At 40.2% G+C, this 17,717-nt stretch carries 21 protein-coding genes; 16 read left to right on the top strand and 5 right to left on the bottom strand.

Translation table 11 applies throughout. The features are described 5' to 3' along the window. The gene (locus GVT53_RS06995) at positions 1–261 is read right to left on the bottom strand and encodes a DUF4834 family protein (protein ID WP_166247970.1); all 261 of its coding nucleotides are present in this window, start codon (positions 259–261) and stop codon (positions 1–3) included. A 100-nt stretch (positions 262–361) separates the two neighbouring features. Here GVT53_RS06995 and GVT53_RS06990 point away from each other — a divergent pair, with 100 nt between their 5' ends. The 15 genes from GVT53_RS06990 to GVT53_RS06920 all read left to right on the top strand — a co-directional run bounded on the left by GVT53_RS06990 (position 362) and on the right by GVT53_RS06920 (position 11,539). Continuing rightward, positions 362–1,330, top strand: coding sequence for a transporter (locus GVT53_RS06990; protein WP_166247969.1), 969 nt, complete (start codon positions 362–364; stop codon positions 1,328–1,330). 66 nt (positions 1,331–1,396) lie between these two features. Beyond that, on the top strand, positions 1,397–2,515 hold the full coding sequence (locus tag GVT53_RS06985) for a GNAT family N-acetyltransferase (RefSeq protein WP_166247968.1): 1,119 nt from the start codon (positions 1,397–1,399) through the stop codon (positions 2,513–2,515). 243 nt (positions 2,516–2,758) lie between these two features. Next, entirely contained in the window at positions 2,759–3,553 is a 795-nt protein-coding gene (locus GVT53_RS06980; RefSeq protein ID WP_166247967.1) for a hypothetical protein, read from the top strand. Positions 3,554–3,749: 196 nt separating this feature from the next. After that, positions 3,750–4,244 carry a hypothetical protein gene (locus tag GVT53_RS06975; protein ID WP_166247966.1) on the top strand — a complete coding sequence of 165 codons (495 nt, stop codon included), beginning with the start codon at positions 3,750–3,752 and terminating at the stop codon, positions 4,242–4,244. Between the two features lie 147 nt (positions 4,245–4,391). Next, positions 4,392–4,859, top strand: coding sequence for a nuclear transport factor 2 family protein (locus GVT53_RS06970; RefSeq protein WP_166247965.1), 468 nt, complete (start codon positions 4,392–4,394; stop codon positions 4,857–4,859). Positions 4,860–5,028: 169 nt separating this feature from the next. After that, the gene (locus GVT53_RS06965; RefSeq protein WP_166247964.1) at positions 5,029–5,712 is read left to right on the top strand and encodes an aspartate/glutamate racemase family protein; all 684 of its coding nucleotides are present in this window, start codon (positions 5,029–5,031) and stop codon (positions 5,710–5,712) included. Between the two features lie 138 nt (positions 5,713–5,850). After that, positions 5,851–6,183, top strand: a complete 333-nt coding sequence (locus GVT53_RS06960; RefSeq protein WP_240905173.1) for a nuclear transport factor 2 family protein — start codon at positions 5,851–5,853, stop codon at positions 6,181–6,183. 11 nt (positions 6,184–6,194) lie between these two features. Then, the gene (locus tag GVT53_RS06955) at positions 6,195–6,587 is read left to right on the top strand and encodes a DUF1801 domain-containing protein (protein ID WP_166247962.1); all 393 of its coding nucleotides are present in this window, start codon (positions 6,195–6,197) and stop codon (positions 6,585–6,587) included. Position 6,588: 1 nt separating this feature from the next. Continuing rightward, entirely contained in the window at positions 6,589–6,957 is a 369-nt protein-coding gene (locus GVT53_RS06950; protein WP_166247961.1) for a DUF2200 domain-containing protein, read from the top strand. Between the two features lie 48 nt (positions 6,958–7,005). After that, positions 7,006–7,629 carry a hypothetical protein gene (locus GVT53_RS06945; protein WP_166247960.1) on the top strand — a complete coding sequence of 208 codons (624 nt, stop codon included), beginning with the start codon at positions 7,006–7,008 and terminating at the stop codon, positions 7,627–7,629. Between the two features lie 223 nt (positions 7,630–7,852). Beyond that, the gene (locus GVT53_RS06940; protein ID WP_166247959.1) at positions 7,853–8,065 is read left to right on the top strand and encodes a hypothetical protein; all 213 of its coding nucleotides are present in this window, start codon (positions 7,853–7,855) and stop codon (positions 8,063–8,065) included. Between the two features lie 9 nt (positions 8,066–8,074). Further along, the gene (locus GVT53_RS06935) at positions 8,075–8,686 is read left to right on the top strand and encodes a Crp/Fnr family transcriptional regulator (RefSeq protein WP_240905172.1); all 612 of its coding nucleotides are present in this window, start codon (positions 8,075–8,077) and stop codon (positions 8,684–8,686) included. 74 nt (positions 8,687–8,760) lie between these two features. Further along, on the top strand, positions 8,761–10,056 hold the full coding sequence (locus tag GVT53_RS06930; protein ID WP_166247958.1) for a M20 metallopeptidase family protein: 1,296 nt from the start codon (positions 8,761–8,763) through the stop codon (positions 10,054–10,056). Between the two features lie 52 nt (positions 10,057–10,108). Then, positions 10,109–10,600, top strand: a complete 492-nt coding sequence (locus tag GVT53_RS06925; RefSeq protein WP_166247957.1) for a hypothetical protein — start codon at positions 10,109–10,111, stop codon at positions 10,598–10,600. A 111-nt stretch (positions 10,601–10,711) separates the two neighbouring features. Next, complete coding sequence (locus tag GVT53_RS06920) at positions 10,712–11,539, top strand: hypothetical protein (RefSeq protein WP_166247956.1); 828 nt, start codon at positions 10,712–10,714, stop codon at positions 11,537–11,539. Between the two features lie 26 nt (positions 11,540–11,565). Here the strand turns inward: GVT53_RS06920 and GVT53_RS06915 are convergent, their stop codons facing one another. The 3 genes from GVT53_RS06915 to GVT53_RS06905 all read right to left on the bottom strand — a co-directional run bounded on the left by GVT53_RS06915 (position 11,566) and on the right by GVT53_RS06905 (position 16,201). Then, positions 11,566–12,825, bottom strand: coding sequence for a cysteate-C-fatty acyltransferase (locus GVT53_RS06915; protein ID WP_166247955.1), 1,260 nt, complete (start codon positions 12,823–12,825; stop codon positions 11,566–11,568). A gap of 124 nt (positions 12,826–12,949) precedes the next feature. Then, positions 12,950–13,990: a cysteate synthase gene (locus GVT53_RS06910; RefSeq protein ID WP_166247954.1), complete on the bottom strand. Its 1,041-nt coding sequence runs from the start codon at positions 13,988–13,990 to the stop codon at positions 12,950–12,952. Positions 13,991–14,062: 72 nt separating this feature from the next. Beyond that, positions 14,063–16,201: a S9 family peptidase gene (locus GVT53_RS06905; protein WP_166247953.1), complete on the bottom strand. Its 2,139-nt coding sequence runs from the start codon at positions 16,199–16,201 to the stop codon at positions 14,063–14,065. Between the two features lie 103 nt (positions 16,202–16,304). Here GVT53_RS06905 and GVT53_RS06900 point away from each other — a divergent pair, with 103 nt between their 5' ends. Next, complete coding sequence (locus tag GVT53_RS06900; RefSeq protein ID WP_166247952.1) at positions 16,305–16,631, top strand: YbaB/EbfC family nucleoid-associated protein; 327 nt, start codon at positions 16,305–16,307, stop codon at positions 16,629–16,631. A gap of 53 nt (positions 16,632–16,684) precedes the next feature. On the opposite strand, the gene GVT53_RS06895 is transcribed toward GVT53_RS06900, so the two are convergent. Continuing rightward, positions 16,685–17,710 (bottom strand): threonine aldolase family protein, encoded by a 1,026-nt coding sequence (locus GVT53_RS06895; protein ID WP_166247951.1) that lies wholly within the window; start codon positions 17,708–17,710, stop codon positions 16,685–16,687. Positions 17,711–17,717 lie beyond the last annotated feature (7 nt).

The raw sequence follows: 17,717 nt of genomic DNA, 5'->3' as shown, positions 1-17,717 counted from the left end.
TTAATCAATTTCCTCAAAATCTATGTATTCTCCAACTTTTTTTGAGGGATTGGACCTGCGGGGCGGCTTTTTGGAAACAACGGTCTCCCCTTCGTTGTGTTGGCGACCATCAAAATCTTGGGCATTGCCAAATTGTTGCCCAAAACGTTCGCTCGTCTTTTTAACTGCATAATTTAACAGCTTCGGGGCCAACCACTTTAAAAGTAATTTGAATCCGTAGTATACTAATATGACAATTAAAATCGTTTGTAATAAAACCATATAACCTTAGTTATTGTATCAAATTTACACTGTTAGTCCCGTAAACCCATCAAACGTATCTTAAAATAGTATTAAAAACCCAGTTATAAGGACATTTTCCATGATCAAAAAGTTATTGTTTCTTTTCGTTCTATTTCCCTCTTTTACTTTCGCGCAATATACCGATGTCATCAATTCCAACCGGCCTGGAAGGGCTGCCAGTGCCTATGCCGTTGGGAAAAATGTGGTACAGGCGGAAATCGGGATGCTGTACGAGCAGCAGGACAATGCCGATTTAAATTCGGATTCCAATATTTTTGGTGCCGATTATGCTTTTAGGTATGGGTTACTTTTTGAAGAACTGGAAGTAATAGCGGAGGGCTCTTTTATCACCCAGAACATAACTTACCCCGATCTGGGGATCGAAGGCAACTTGACGAATTTTTCCAGGAATCGGGTCGGCTTAAAGTATTTGGTGTTCGACCCTTATAAAAACCCTGAACGTAGCAAACCCAATCTTTACAGTTGGAGGGCAAATAATTTGTTCCAATGGAAAAATTTGATTCCTGCCGTATCCGTTTATGGAGGCGCCAATTTTGTGGTCGGGGACAATCCATTTTACCCTGGGGAACCCACCGTTTCGTATCGAGGGGGCATCCAGACACAAAGCCGACTTTCTCCACGATTTGTGTTGATTTCCAACATTGCGTACGATCGCATAACCACCGATTTTCCGGAATGGCGCTACGCCCTATCCGTAACACATGCGTTCCGTGACCCACGTTGGAGCGTATTTTTTGAAGGGCAGGGAATTTCCGGGGACCGCTATTCCGATATAATTTTGCGAACTGGTGTGGCCCGATTGATCAATCCCAATTTTCAGGCTGATTTTCATTTAGGCTCCAACTTTAAGAGCGATCCTTCTCGCATTTTCGTTGTACTCGGTTTTTCGTACCGTTTGGATTTTCACAAGGATGAACTCATCCCGATCAACGAACAGCAATCGGGCATGAACGGAAAAATCAAGAAGAATGCCAACAAAAAATCAAAAAGGCGCAACAAAAAGAATGGTGGCGGCATAGATTTTTAAGTTTTCCCACAACTTCATTTTTCTACTGTAAACAATATTCATAATATTGGGGATTAATTTGCACCTATGGTTTCCGTAAAACAGGTTCAGTCCAAATCCGACCTTAAGCGTTTTGTAAAATTTCCTTTTTCACTCTATAAGGATTCCCCTTATTGGGTGCCCCCCATTATCAAGGATGAAATGGCCTCTTTTGACAAGGATGAAAACCCTGTTTTTAAGACGGCGGATGCGCAGTTCTTTTTGGCTTACAGGGACAACAAGATAGTGGGGCGCGTAGCGGCCATCATTAATTGGCTAGAAGTCAAGGAACAGGGGCTGAAGAAAATGCGTTTTGGCTGGTTCGATTTTGTGGATGACCTTGAGGTGTCCAAAGCCTTGCTGGACAAAGTCCGGGAAATAGGCCAAGAAAACCAGCTCGATTATATGGAAGGCCCCGTAGGGTTTTCGAATTTGGACAAGGTGGGCGTACTTACCGAAGGTTTTGACCATATTGGCAGTATGATCACGTGGTACAATCATCCATATTATCAATCGCATTACGAGAAACATGGTTTTACCGTGGAAAAAAAGTACAGCGAGAGCAAATTTTTGGCGGCAAACGCCGACCCAAAATTGTTCGCCAAGGCCAATATATTGATCAAAAAGCGGTATGGCCTTCGGGAACTGAACTTTGAGAAAAGTTCGGAGATCATGCCCTGGGTGGACAAAATGTTCGACCTTTTTAACGATTCCTACGCCAAGCTTTCTTCCTTTGTAAAGATTACGGACATCCAAAAGGAATACTTCAAGAAAAAGTACATCAGTTTTATAAATCCGGAATACATCAAATTTGTGGTGGACGAGGAGGATAACTTGGTGGCCTTTGCCATTGTGATGCCCTCCTTTTCGGAAGCTTTGCAGAAAGCGAACGGCAAGCTGTTCCCCTTTGGCGTTTTCCATTTACTGAGCGCCCGTAAAAACAGTAAGGATGCCATTTTCTACTTGATCGGTATTCATCCCAAATACCAGAACAAAGGGGTGACTTCCATAATTTTTAACGAGTACTACCATACGTTTAAAAAACGTGGGGTGGTCAACTGCATCCGTACCCCGGAGCTGGAGGACAACGTTGCCATACACCAAATGTGGAAGCATTTTGACCCCAAGGTGATCAAGCGTAGGCGCACCTATGTAAAGGATTTGTAATTCCCCGCATCATTTAAATTTTGATTTAACTATTGGTTTTTAGGGCATAGCGGCCCCATAAAAACTATGCTTTGCGCTCTATTCGATGAGTTATAATTATGTTTATATTGCATTGTAAGAAAATTAAACATGCAACTATACCGAACGAATATTGCCAAAACCTATGCATAGCCAACCAAATTGGCTGTATATACTCAATAAAGTTCAGCATATAATCAAGTTGTGCGTCATTAAAGAAAAACCTTGGGAAAGAAGAAAATAATAAAGATAGATACATTTAACCCCTATGAAAACAGATTTCCGAACAGAAAACTGATTACAAGGGATACTTTACTTCTTGTTAAGCATTTACGTTCTGAAGGTTACGAAGTAGTAATTGAACCCGATAATGGACTTCCTGTTCAATATCTTTATAAAAAAGGAATTGCGGAATTTTTTGCCGACCCGATTAACATAACCTTAATTAATATTCCAATAACAATATTAACCAACATTATTTCAAATCAAATTCAAAAACTTTTAGATAAGAAAGAAAAAGTAAATAAAGAGAATATAAATATTAAGATTGATAACTCAACTCGAACTTATAATTATTTGGGAGAACCTCAAGACACCAATAATCATAAACTCGTTGACAAAAAGAGAAAAGAATTAAAAGATGGATTTGATAGATGTTTTGAAATCAAATCACCTTATGAAGATTTACCAACACCAGTCTTTTTAGAACATAAACCGAAAATTGTAGGTTGGTGCTGGCTTTGGAGTGATGATGAAGGACTAAAATCAAAAATGATTATAAATGATAAAGTTGTTAAAAGAAGGATTTCTCAAAATCGACTAAATGGACTTAGTGTTACCGGAATTGCGACCAAAACCGAATGTTCAATTTGTAAATCTGACTTTGTTGAATGCAAGCATATTCCAGCAAAAAAATATAAGGGGAAAAAGTGTTTTAATACGATAATGGAAACTGACTATGTTGAAACAAGTATTGTAAAAGAACCTATAAATTCTCAATGTTTAATTAACTATAAATAACGAACGCACAACAATGGCTATAAGTAATTGCTTGTTCTCGCCTACTTCTGAAAATCCTCTTGGATTTTCAGTTTGGTGTGTACCTGCCTGCCCGCCGGCTTGCAAAGTTAAGTGCCAAACCACGCAATTACTCATAACCGAGAACGTCGCTGCGTTTAAGAGGGCGTTGGCAACAATGCAAAAAATAAAAAATCTAATGAAAAAACAACTACATTTATTAATGTTTTTTGTCAGTTTACCATTACTTAATAGTTGTTCCGATGATGATTCACAACAACCTTGCCCTGAAACCGAAATAGCGTCTATGGAAATTAATGACGAACTAAAACAGTTTGACATAAACGGAAGGGGAATTGATATAGATAATGATGGAACAGGTCATACATTAAGTTTATGGTTAATGACAGGAGTCCTTCAACCACAGCAAGACACATATGCAATAACAATTAAACTTCCTTATAAACAAACTGGTATTAATATAATTGAGGAATTTAATTATTTCAGAGTTCAAAATGGCACTTCTTCAGAAATAGATTTTATTGCCCAAGGCAAATTAGAAAGTAATGTAAAAGTAAATACAAATTCATGTTTTAGCGCAACATTTTCTGGAAGTGTAGTGCTAAATGGAAATGAAATTATTATCACAGAGGGAATCGTAGAACATGTTTATGACGACCCTTTTGATCAATAAGCACAGTTGCCAAGAATGGCTATAAGTAATTGCTTCTACTCGCCTACTCTGAAAATCCTAGCGGATTTTCAGTTTGGTACGGACTTGCAAAGTTTACCACTAAACCACGCAACTAATCATATACGAACCGTTGTAAAACATTTGAAAATGCAAAAACTAATTTACATATCAAGTATCATATTGCTAATTGGATGTCAATCTGAAAAGCAATCGGATTCTGAAATTGAGCAACAGATTATCGAAATAACAGATGATTACCATAAGGTTTGGGAAACCGTAAATATGGATTCTGTCGCTAAATATCACGCTGATGATATTAGATATTACTGGCACGGATTTAAAGCGGCATCTTCCAACGATGAATTCTTAAAATTATTTAAGGAATGGATGTCATCTACAGCGGTATGGGAAATGGAAGTTGAAAATTATGATGTTCAGGTTGTGGCACAAGATATTGCAATAATTGGGTATAATACTAAAAGTACTACCACAATATTGACCAATGGCGAATCGTACGACTATGGAAATGGTGCTTTATCCTATGTTTGGAAAAAGATTAACGGAGATTGGAAAATCATTCATATTCACGAATCAGCATTGGATAATAAAAAATAAATACGTGTTACAACAACGTGTATAATTAATTGCTTTGGCAAGTGCTTGTTTTGAAAATTCCTTCGAAATTTTAGAAGGTCCGAGTTTGTTTATCAAATTAGGTGTTGCCACCGCAACGAAACCATGGCCAGACCCTTTTACAAAAACCGAAAAAACAACCTGTACCAAAATGAAAAAAATAGGATTGGTCGGTGGAATAAGCTGGACCTCCACTTTGGACTATTATAAATATATAAATCAAGGCATCAACGAAAAATTAGGAGGCCTAAATTCTGCCGAATGTATAATATATTCACTGAATTTTGCCGATGTCCAAGATAGGGGCTGGACAAACTCCTACAATATTCTTTTCGATGCCTGCACCAGTTTAATCTCCAACAATGTTGATTCCATTGTCCTCTGTGCCAATACTGCCCACCTATTTGCCGACGAAATACAATCAAAGATTGATGTTCCCATTATTCATATTGCATCTGCCACAGCAGAAGAAATACAACTACAAAAACTGCATAAAGTCGGTTTGTTGGGCACAAAGTTTACAATGGAAATGGATTTTTATCGAAAAAAACTGAGGGAATATAATATTGAAACCATCGTTCCATCAGAAAAAACGGATATTGAGGAAATACACCATATTGTAAAAAATGAAGTTGGAAAAGGAATTATAACCAAGGAATCCAAAAAAAAGTTTATACGGTACACCAACGAATTAAGGGAAAGGGGAGCTGAAGGACTTATCTTGGGATGCACGGAGATACCTCTGTTGATTGGACAAACCGATTTTGATTTTCCCGTGTTCGACACGACAAAAATTCATGTTGAAAGTATTGTAAATTTTGCCCTGAATCAATAAAGTCCTATAAACAAAAAACATTGCCCATACGGTATTTCGACTTTCTTACTAACTTTAATTCAATAGCTTAACCCTGAAAATCGTAAAAGTAGTATGACCAAAATCATTTCAGCACCAAATTGTGGAAATTCTCCAAAAATGGAATTTTTAAAGGAGTTCAACATTGCATTTGCCAAAGGAAATACAGCATTTCTTATAGCAAGTGTTACGGATGATGTGGTTTGGGACATTATAGGCGATAAAAAGATAGAAGGCAAGCAAAGTTTTGTTGGGCAACTGGAAAAAATGAAGACCGATAAGACCTCCGAACTCATTCTTCATCAAATACTGTCCCATGGCAAAGAAGGGGCCGCAAATGGTATCCTTACCATGGAAAACGGAAAAAAATACGCATTTTCAGATTTTTACCTGTTCAAAGGAGCAAAAGGCACAAAAATAAAATCCATAACTTCATACGTAATTGGTCTCTAACAAAAAAAGCAATGAAAGAAGAGATACTGGCATATCACAATAGGCTGTCCCCTTCGGATAAAGCTATTTGTGACCTTCTCGCAACTACCATTGACAATGAACTTTCCAGTGCAGAAAATAAAATTTGGCATGCCCATCCTGTGTGGTTTTTGGATGGCAATCCCATTGTTGGTTACAGTAAACAGAAAAAGGGAATCCGTTTAATGTTCTGGAGCGGAGCGGACTTTAACGAAGATGATTTGTCCGTTCGGGGAGAAAAGTTCAAAGATGCTTCCATATTCTATAATGCTGTTTCCGAAATAAATACCGACGACCTTGAGCGTTGGTTGTTGAAATCCAAGGACATACAATGGGACTATAAAAATATTGTGAAACGCAAGGGAAAACTGGAAAGGCTTAAATAATATGAAAACAACACCGGAACATAACCAGAGAGTTGCAAAAATTACCTTCGCATCGGTATATCCACATTACATTACCAAAGTGGTAAAAAAAGGACGGACCGTGGAAGAGCTGGATCAGGTGATAAGTTGGCTGACCGGTTTTGACAAGAAAAAGATGGAAGAATTGATCGCCGAAAAAGCCACATTTGAACACTTCTTTCATTCGGCCGAACTAAATCCCAATGCCGACCTGATCAAAGGTGTGATCTGTGGCTATCGCATCGAGGAAATCGAAAACCCCATCACCAGACAAGTGCGCTATCTGGACAAATTGGTGGACGAACTGGCCAAGGGCAAAAAAATGGAGAAAATTCTAAGGACCAATAACTGATTGACACATAAATTCTACAACAAAACCAAAAAGGAGCAAAACTGGATCTTGTTTCGGATACTTTTGGCAGCACTGCTCGTTAGTATTTTAATTTGTTGGTTGGCCTGGGCCACCCAATTCTATTTCTTGGCCGTAATCGCAATTTTGGCCATACTTACCCTAGTGGCACCCTTTATCGATGTCCCGACCATGAAAAAAAGTGGTAAACTTCGTTATCATTCATTGTTGATGCTCTCGGAAAAACCCAAGGACGGTGTCATTAAGATTCATGGGGGAACCTTGTTCGATTATGTTTTTGTGATTGACAAAAAAATGGGCGGAAACCAACGTAGGAGCTTTATCATTCAACAATATCTGGAAGGTTTGTTGCATCTTTTGGAACATACGGATTTGGAACCCGACACCACGATACGGGGAACAAGTTATATCATCAATAAAAGAACGGCAAAGCGGTTGGGGTTTACGGTAGTGCCAACGGATTTTCTCCAAAAAATGATTCTTGCCTATAATTACCTAAATGTACTGGTCACCTACTCCATGGCCAAGGGAAAACTTTCGTTCCCAAAAATAAGCAAGACCATAACGTTCGAGGCCACTCTTAAGGATATTGGGCAAAAGAAAGAATTTTTGATTAACTTGAATGAAAAGTTGAGAAGTGAAGAAATATTTTAAACAGCCTTATATCCATTTCTGGTTCTCCATTCCCATATTACTTCTAATTGGGTTTCTAAACTCCACCAAAGTTGTTTCCCTTAATTTACACGATACTTATTTTATATTCAGTTTCTTCCCTCTTACAGTTTTGATCGCTCTATTGTTTGGTTTGATAGGGCTAGGATATTGGATAATGCACGCAAAGGGGAAAAGGCTTTCGGCGTGGCTAAATTTCTCGCACATGGCCATTACCATCTTTGGACTTTTTATCGCTTGGGTGTTATCGCTTTTTATAAAGGATGAAATAGCCGAAACCCCAATGGAAACTTTTGATCATAATATGTTGTTACAGTCTATCATACTGGCTATTCTACTCATTGTTATACTTGGGCAACTGGTATATTTTTTCAACTTATTACGTGGATTTATATCGAATCAAAAGAAACAATTTTAAAATCAATTTTTGGAACAAACCCTATACTCCTTGGAAGAATCCCATCAAAAATACCTCGAAGCCTTCCTTCAATTATTTTCACTTTTATCGCCCGATGAACTGAACCTTTTTAGCTCCCAATTGTCCATAAAAGAGTACGCCAAAAAAGATTTCTTTTTTGAGAGCGGGGAAACCCAGAAAAAAATGGGATTTGTCTGCAAGGGGCTATTAAGGCGCTACTACATCAACGAAAAAGGAAAGGGCATTACCACGGGTTTTGTGAAGGAAAACGAATACGCAACGGACTATCCGGCCTTTATACGCCAACGCCCAAGCAAGTACTATATGGAATGTCTGGAACCGTGCACCATCATAGAGATCGACTATGATCATATCCAGGAAGGATATACCAATTTTAAGAGCAATGAAAGATATGGTAGGCTGATTGCCGAAAAAGTGCTCACTATACAAACGGACCGTGTGGAGAGTTTCCTTTTTGATACCGCAGAAGAACGGTACTTAAATTTTGTAAGGGATAATCCAGGCTTGGTCAACCGGATAAGTTTAACACATCTATCCTCTTTTTTGGGGATAGAAAGACAATCATTGAGCAGAATACGAAGCAAAATCGCCAAAAACTGAATTTGTCACATATGTGTCAGGCATTGCCGAACATTCCTCTGCATCTTTGTTCCATCAAACAAAATAAATATAAAATGATGACAAGGAGCTTATTCAACACATTGACCATATTCTTTTTTACCCTCGTCTCCATATCGGCCTTTGCCCAAGACCAAACGGAAAGTATACATCAAGAGATCCAAAATCGAACCGAACAAATATTTGACAGTTTGGTTAAAATTAGAAGAGATTTTCACATGTACCCCGAGGTAGGTGGAGACGAAAAACGGACATCGACAAAAATTGCCGAATACCTCACTAAACTTGGCCTTGAAGTGAAAACAGGCATTGGCGGCTATGGCGTGGTGGGCATCTTGGAAGGTGCGAAACCCGGTAAAAAAATAGCGTGGCGGGCCGATATTGACGCCATGCCGTACAAAGCTACGGATGTGGTCGACTTTGCATCCAAACACGAAGGAGTCAGACATATTTGCGGACACGATGTGCACACAGCGGTCGCCCTAGGTATTGCCAATGTTCTGGAAAAGCAAAAGGAAAGCTTGGAAGGGACCATATATTTTGTATTTCAACCATCCGAAGAAAACATCAAGGGAGCTCTGGCCATGATAGATGATGGACTTTTTGATATGATTCAGCCTGAGGAAATGTACGCCATGCACGTTACCCCTTTCCCTGCAGGTACGATTGCTGTTAAACCAGAGGAGATGTTCTCGGATTATAAAAGGGTCGACATTCATTTCAATAAAAATAACAATAGTGATGCTTTGTTCGACTTTACCAAGCAAGCAGTTCTGTCCCTTGAAAATATTTCCCCTGAAAGCAAATTCTGGAATATGCAGAACATGGGCGACCCGGAAATAGGGATTGCCAGTCCAAAATCCATCTACAAAAATTTTACCAAGGTTGATAAGAACAACTTCTCGATAAAGAAAACCGAAGATGGTATTAAGATCAGCGGTTATGTAAGTTTCAGCGACAAAAAGCAACGGGATGCCGCCATTCCTTCATTAAAAAAGATAATTGCAGATTCTAAATTTGCGGAAGATTTTAGTGCCGCCGAACTTGTTAACGTATTCCCTACCCTTGACAACAATGAACGATTGGTCAATGAAAGTTTGGACCAGCTCTCGGGAATTTACGGAAAAGAACGCGTGCTTCGAATGTACGGTGTTGTCGCCGATGGCCGAAGCGATGATTTTGCCTTTTTTCAGCCCAAGGTGCCCAGTGTTTATTTTTTTATGGGTGCCTCCAATTACGAAAAAGGCATCATTGCACAGACACACTCACCCAACTTTGCGGTGGATGAAAGCTGTATAAAAACAGGCGTGAATCTGTTCTCTTCACTTATAGTGGAACGGCTAGACCAGTAAAATAATTATCACCTTATTTAATTAGGTGTTAGCAACAATAAATAAACACGATATGAAATATTTTCTTTGCATTACAATTTTTTTCACCATTTCAATGAGTTCTCTAGCTCAGGAAAAAACTGATGCCTCGGTTAAATCCATTAATGGAATCATTGATGAACTACTCAATCAAATAACCATAGAAAAGGGGGAGAAAATGGACACTACAGCAATTAGAAATTTGTTTCATCCATCAGCTATATTCACGGTTGCTGACTCCACAAATGCTGAAACTGTATCACTTGACGACTTCCTTACCCTTCTGAAAGATCCTTACTATGAAGAAGGGTATCTTGAAAAAGAAATTCATAAAGTTGTTGATGAATACAATGGAATTGCCCAAGTATTCCAGACTTTTTACGGCAAGGACTCCGAGAGAATTGAGGAAAAAGGAATAAACAGCTATCAATTAACTCATTATGGCGGCCGATGGTGGATAGTCAGTCTCTTATGGACCATAGAATCCAAAAGTGTTGCAATACCTGCAAAATATGGTGGAAAATAAATAAAAAAAGGTCGCGCCTTGCACAACTGCTCATGGCGAAGAGTGCCAAACATCTAATTTTATTGCGGGTCAGCCTTCTTTTTGATAGCTTTATTGTATCAACCATTAGCTATGAAAAAAAATACACTGTCCCTTATTATTGCCGTTTTATCGATTTGTAGTTGTTTCGGACAAAGTTCAGACTTTGTCGGAACCTTTGTGAACAGTTCCAATAGTATTTCCATACAATTCAAAAGAGTTGGCGATGAGTATCACGGCATGCTTGCGGCCGTTGGGGCCAGTTTTGCCATTAGGGCGACCGGGTCGTTCAATAATATGAATGGTGAAATTTATGGTTTGGATGGCCCTGTAGATTTTGAAGCCACTTTAAACGGGCTTAATATGAGTGTTCGTTCTACAGGATACAATGAACCATTTTACAAATATTCCGATTTGCACAATCTTGGTAATTTTGATTTGAGTCAATACATGAAGGACAATAGTGGAGTTGCTGGCAACAATACAATTTCACCACCTACAAGTCCCCCATCGGTACAAAACAACAATAGTGAGTATCCCGAATTGAACAACCAAGGGTTACTGAACATTATTTCTGGAAGTCAATTGGTTTTCTACCAAAGAACCTCGTATGTCAACGATAGCATGGCCAGTTCCATTACCTATGTAAATTTCTGTTCCAATGGGACTTTTTCCATGAACATGGATGGGTCGTTCAGTGTAGCGGGCGATTATGGCGGAAATGCCCAAGGAGCTTCTTATGGCAATAATTCAGGGACTTGGCAATTGGTTTCCTACCAAGGTGAACCTGCAGTATATCTACAATATTATAATGGTGACACCAGCTTAAACCCGTTTAATGAAAACGAGGTAAGACAAGGTAGGTGGAGACGAGGCAACACCCAATACGCATTGCAGCGGAACAAAGTCCGCTGCAACTAATATTTAACCTTTATGTTTTAATGGAATTATTCCCCCATGGCTGCAGCTACAGCAGCGGAAAGTCTTTTGTAAGTTCCATTTTGTAAACGCTCCCTGATTGCCGAGAAAGCATCAAGTGTCTCCTCAATATCTTTCAAGGTATGGGTCGCAGTTGGAATCAATCGGAGTAATATCAATCCTTTTGGAATTACGGGATATACCACGATGGAACAGAAAATTCCGTGGTTTTCACGTAAGTCCTTCACCAAGGCCATCGCTTCTGGAATACTACCGTTTAGATAAACAGGAGTCACACAACTGGTGGTGGTCCCTATATCAAAACCTCTTTCCTTCAATCCATTTTGAAGCGCGTTCACATTTTCCCATAGCTTAGCCTTAAGCTCTGGCATGGTACGCAACATATCCAGTCTTTTCAAAGCACCTTTAACGTAAACCATGGGCAACGATTTGGCGAACATTTGAGACCTTAGGTTGTATTTTAAATACTCGATAATCTCTTTATCAGCGGCCACAAAGGCTCCAATACTGGCCATAGATTTGGCAAATGTGGCCAAATACACATCGATTTCGTCCTGGACGCCTTGCTCCTCTCCTGCTCCTGCTCCTGTTTTACCAAGGGTTCCGAATCCGTGGGCATCATCTACCAACAGTCTAAACTGGAATTTTTTCTTGAGCGCAACGATTTCTTTTAAAATTCCTTGCTCGCCGCGCATACCGAATACACCTTCGGAAATCACCAAGATTCCTCCTCCGGTTTCATTGGCCAATTTAGTGGCACGCTCCAAGTTTTTTTCCAAACTGTCGGGATCATTGTGCTTAAAGGTAAAACGTTTGCCCATATGCAAACGAACACCATCTATAATACAAGCATGGCAATCCACGTCATAAACAATAATATCATCTTTGGACACCAAGGCGTCGATTACCGACATAAAACCTTGATAGCCAAAATTCAATAAGTAAGCGGCGTCTTTGTGAACAAATTCTGCCAATTCGTTCTGTAATTGTTCGTGGAAATCGGTGTGACCGCTCATCATACGGGCGCCCATTGGGTAAGCCGCTCCATGTTCCATGGCTGCTTCTCCATCCACTTTTTTGATTTCGGGCAAGTTAGCGAGACCCAGATAGTCATTGATACTCCACGTTATTACGTCCTTTCCTTGGAATTTCATTCTGTTGGAAATAGGTCCTTCCAATTTCGGAAAAACAAAATAGCCTTCTGCCTGTGAAGCCCATTTTCCCAAAGGTCCTTTGTTCTCAATGATTCTATCGAATAAATCTCTCATCTACCTTAATATTAATTCATCTGCAAAAGTATATATTTTTATGAACCTTGCATAAAGAATTATGAACATAAAAAAACGGCAATGGAATACATTGCCGTCGTTGAGGTGTTTATAGGGTACTGGTTTATTTAATGTACTTGATTTCTTCTGGAACCTCGGCGTTTTGAATGTCGAAAAATCCTTGGTTTTCCATCCATTCGTTGCTATATACCTTGCTCATATATCTTGAGCCATGGTCTGGGAACACAACAACTACGTTGCTGTCCTCGGTAAATTCCCCTTCGGTATTCAATTGGTACAATGCCTGAGTGGCGGCACCACTGGTATACCCTGCAAAAATACCTTCGGTATGGGCCAATTTACGGGCCATATGGGCGCTTTCGCCATCGGTTACCTTTACATATCTATCAATGGCGTTGAAATCGGTAGCCGCCGGAATCAAATTCTTGCCCAAACCTTCAATTCGGTATGGGTACACTTCATTGTGATCGAACTCTCCGGTTTCATGATATTTTTTTAAAACGGAACCATACGCATCAACCCCCAAAATCTTGATGTTCGGGTTTTGCTCCTTAAGATAACGAGCAATACCTGAGATTGTTCCACCTGTTCCGCTACAAGCCACTAAATGGGTAATCTGACCGTTGGTCTGTTCCCAAATTTCCGGTCCCGTGCTGGAATAATGTGCATCTATGTTCAACTCGTTAAAATATTGGTTGATGTAGATGGAATTTGGTGTTTCGCTGTGTAAACGCTTGGCCACTTCGTAATAGGAACGCGGGTCGTCCGCACTGACATGCGCTGGACAAACATATACGTTCGCCCCCATGGAACGCAACATATCTATTTTATCAGGGGATGATTTTGAACTAACGGCCAAAATACATTTATATCCCTTTACAATACTGACCATGGCTATACTAAAGCCAGTGTTGCCCGATGTGGTCTCGATAATGGTGCTACCCGGTTTAAGAATACCTTTACGCTCGGCCTCCTCTATAATATGAATCGCAATTCTATCTTTTGAAGAGTGTCCAGGATTAAAGCATTCCAGTTTAGCATAAAAATTTCCAGTAAGTGGGGCGGTAATTCTGTTTAGCTTGACTAAGGGGGTACTTCCAATTAAGTCTAGAATATTGCTGTGCGCATTTATCTGTTTCTTCATAACTGGTATTAGGTAAGGAACAATTTCCCTAAAAATAAAAAAATTGTTCCGTGCAAATGTAACATTTTATTTTTAAAGGGCTTTTCCTTCAAGGTCCAAAATAAAGGCATATTCCTTTGCGGTTTCCTTCAAAGCCTCAAATCGGCCCGATGCTCCACCGTGTCCGGCATCCATATTGGTGTCCAAAAACATGAGGTTGTCATCGGTTTTGTACTCGCGCAACTTGGCGACCCACTTGGCGGGCTCCCAATACTGTACTTGCGAATCGTGAAGGCCGGTAGACACATAAAGGTGCGGATAGTCCTTCGCTTCCACATTGTCATACGGGGAATAGGATTTAATGTAATCGTAATATTCCTTATCATTTGGATTGCCCCATTCGTCGTACTCCCCTGTTGTCAAAGGAATGGTATCATCGAGCATAGTCGTAACCACATCAACAAAAGGTACGGCCGCAATTACACCATGGTACAATGCTGGCTCCATATTTATAACGGCTCCCATCAACAGTCCACCGGCGGACCCTCCCATGGCATATAAATGTTCCGAACTGGTATATTTCTGGTCTATCAGATATTTGGATACATCGATAAAATCGGTGAAGGTGTTCTTTTTGTTCAACAATTTACCATCCTCGTACCAAGGTCTTCCCAAATATTCACCACCTCGAATGTGTGCAATGGCATAGATAAACCCTCTGTCCAACAAACTCAATCGGATTGATGAAAAGTAAGGGTCGATCGTTGCCCCGTACGAACCATAACCGTATTGCAGCAACGGACTAGTACCGTCCAACGGGGTATCTTTGTGATAGATGATGGAAATTGGCACTTTTTTGCCATCCCTTGCCGTGGCCCACAAACGTTCAGTTTTGTAGTTGTCCTTATCGAACTTTCCGCCCAAAACCTCTTGTTCCTTCATCACCGTTTTGGTCTGCGTTTCCATGTCAAAATCGATAATGGCAAACGGAGAGCCCATTTCGTTGTAATAGTAACGGAGCACTTTGGTATCAAAATCCAAATTAACGGAAGGACCGGCAACATAGGTCTCACTATCAAACGGCAGGTAATAACTGTCGGAACCATCCCATTTGGCAATTTTCATTTGGTTGAGGCCATTCTTACGTTCGGTAACCACGTAATAGTCCCTGAAAATCTCTACATCTTCCAACAGAACATCCTCTTGGTGGGGAATAAATTCTTCCCAATGCTCCGATGATGTATTGCTTTCGCCCGTTTTCATCAACTTAAAGTTGGTCGCCTTGTCCTTGTTGGTCAACACATAAAAATCCCCATCAAAATGAGAGATGGAATACTCCACTCCTTTTTCTCGCGGGGAGAACACCTTAAATTCACCTTCTGCATCGTCTGCCGGCAAAATTCTGTATTCTGATGTAAGCGTGCTGCTAGATCCGATAACAATGTATTCTCTGGATTTGGTCTTGTATACAAATGTGTTATAGGTGGAATCCTTTTCGTGGAAAACCAATTCGTCCTCCTCTTGGGAAGTTCCCAAAACATGTTTGAAAATTTTATCTGACCGCAGGGTCACAGGGTCTTTTTTAGTGTAGAAAACCGTCTTGTTATCGTTGGCCCAAACAGAGCTTCCCGTTGTGTTTTCAATAATATCCGGATAAATTTCACCTGATTCTAGGTTTTTGATCTGGATGTTATACTGTCTTCTGGAAATGGTATCGGTTCCAAAAGCGGCCATGGTATTGTCCGGACTGATGGAGACACCTCTTAAATTGAAATACTCATGGTCCTTGGCCATTTCGTTACAATCGAACAACAGCTCTTCTTCGGCCTCCAAGGTTTCTTTCTTTCTGGAATATATCGGGTACTCCTTGCCCTCCTCGTATCGGGTAATGTACCAGTAGCCATCCAGTTTATAGGGAACAGACGAATCATCCTCCTTGATCCTGCCCTTCATTTCCTTAAAAAGTTCTTCTTGCAGCTTTTTGGTGTGGGCGGTCATCTTTTGGAAATACTCGTTTTCGGCGTTCAAATAGTCAAGAACTTGCTGGTCTTCCCTATTGTTCATCCAATAATAATCATCAATTCTAACATCACCGTGCTTTTCAAGTTTGGTTGGATGTTTAGGTGCCACAGGTGGAGCTATACTCATGGATTCTTCTTTGTTGTTTTTGCAAGCGGTCGCAAAAATAAGGTATAAAACCAGAATAGAAGTTCTTGAAATAATTTGTTTCATTAGTTTGAGTTTTGACCAATTTACTACTTTTGAACATACGTTTTATAAATATTAATGTTTTGCTAGGTCTGACGGTGATTGGACAAGCCTAAAATTTGAAGATATGTTTGGAGATCTAATGGGAATGATGGGTAAAATAAAAGAAACCCAGAAAAAAGTTGAAGAAACTAAAGAACGTTTGAACACCGTGATGATCGATGAGGCATCCTCGGATGGACTTCTCAAAGTGACCTTGACGGCCAATCGAGAAATAAAATCAATCGCCATAGACGATTCCCTTTTAGAAGATAAAGAGCAGTTGGAGGATTATTTGGTACTGACCTTGAACAAGGCCATTGAAAAAGCCACCAAGGTCAACGAGGCCGAATTGGCGGCCGTGGCCAAAGAAGGAATGCCCAATATTCCCGGTATGGATGGGTTGATGAAGTAAAACACCTTGATCATGGTCAGTTCGAGTGCGAAGCGTATCAAGAACTGCATGTATTACCCAATACTTTTCAAGACTTTTAAAAAATGTTCGTGCATCGCATCGGTATAATCCAAATGGGTCACGATGCGCAATTTTCTCTGTCCCATCCCAATAATGGATACTTGGTTTTTGGACAATTGTTCCAAAAATGCGTCCGATGACATCTTGGCTTCATTGATTTCAAAAATGATGATATTGGTCTCTATCGGTTCCACTTTTTTGATGAAATCCAACGATTGAAGCACCACTCCTATTTCTGCTGCTTTTTTATGGTCTTCGGCTAATCGATTTACATTATTTTCCAGAGCATAAATACCTGCTGCGGCCAAAAAACCGGATTGACGCATTCCGCCGCCGAACACTTTTCGGATTCGTATGGCCTTATCTATATCGGCTTTGCTCCCCACTAAAACGGAACCTACGGGGCATCCCATACCCTTGCTGAAACATACGCTGATAGTATCGAACAACTTCCCGTATGTTTTTGGGTCTTCACCTTTTTTCACCAGAGCGTTCCAAAGTCGGGCACCGTCCAAGTGATATTTTAGATTGTGGGCATCACAAACTTTTCGAATCTTTTTCAATTCCTCAAAATCCCAACAGGCGCCACCACCTTTGTTCGTGGTGTTTTCTATACAGACCAATGTGGTCAAAGGACTGTGATAAAAATCTGGTGGGTTTATGGAGGCTTCCACCTGTTCAGCGGTCATCATGCCACGGTTACCGTCCACCAATCGGCAGGACACCCCACTGTTAAAACTTACACCACCGCCTTCGTAATTATAGATATGGGCATATTTATCACAAATCAGCTGGTCTCCGGGCTGGGTATGGATTTTTATCGCCGTTTGGTTGGTCATGGTGCCGCTGGGAAAAAATAGCGCCGCTTCCATTCCAAAATAGTCGGCGACTTTTGTTTCCAATTCATTTACCGTAGGGTCGTTTTTAAATACATCATCCCCTACCTTGGCGTTCATCATCGCCTCCAACATTCCCGCTGAAGGCCTTGTGACGGTGTCACTTATCAAATTTATCTCCATAAAATAA

The organism is Flagellimonas oceani (assembly GCF_011068285.1).
Taxonomy (GTDB): domain Bacteria; phylum Bacteroidota; class Bacteroidia; order Flavobacteriales; family Flavobacteriaceae; genus Flagellimonas; species Flagellimonas oceani.
The sequence above is the reverse complement of the archived record's forward strand: the minus strand, read 5'-3'. Positions and strand labels throughout refer to the sequence as shown.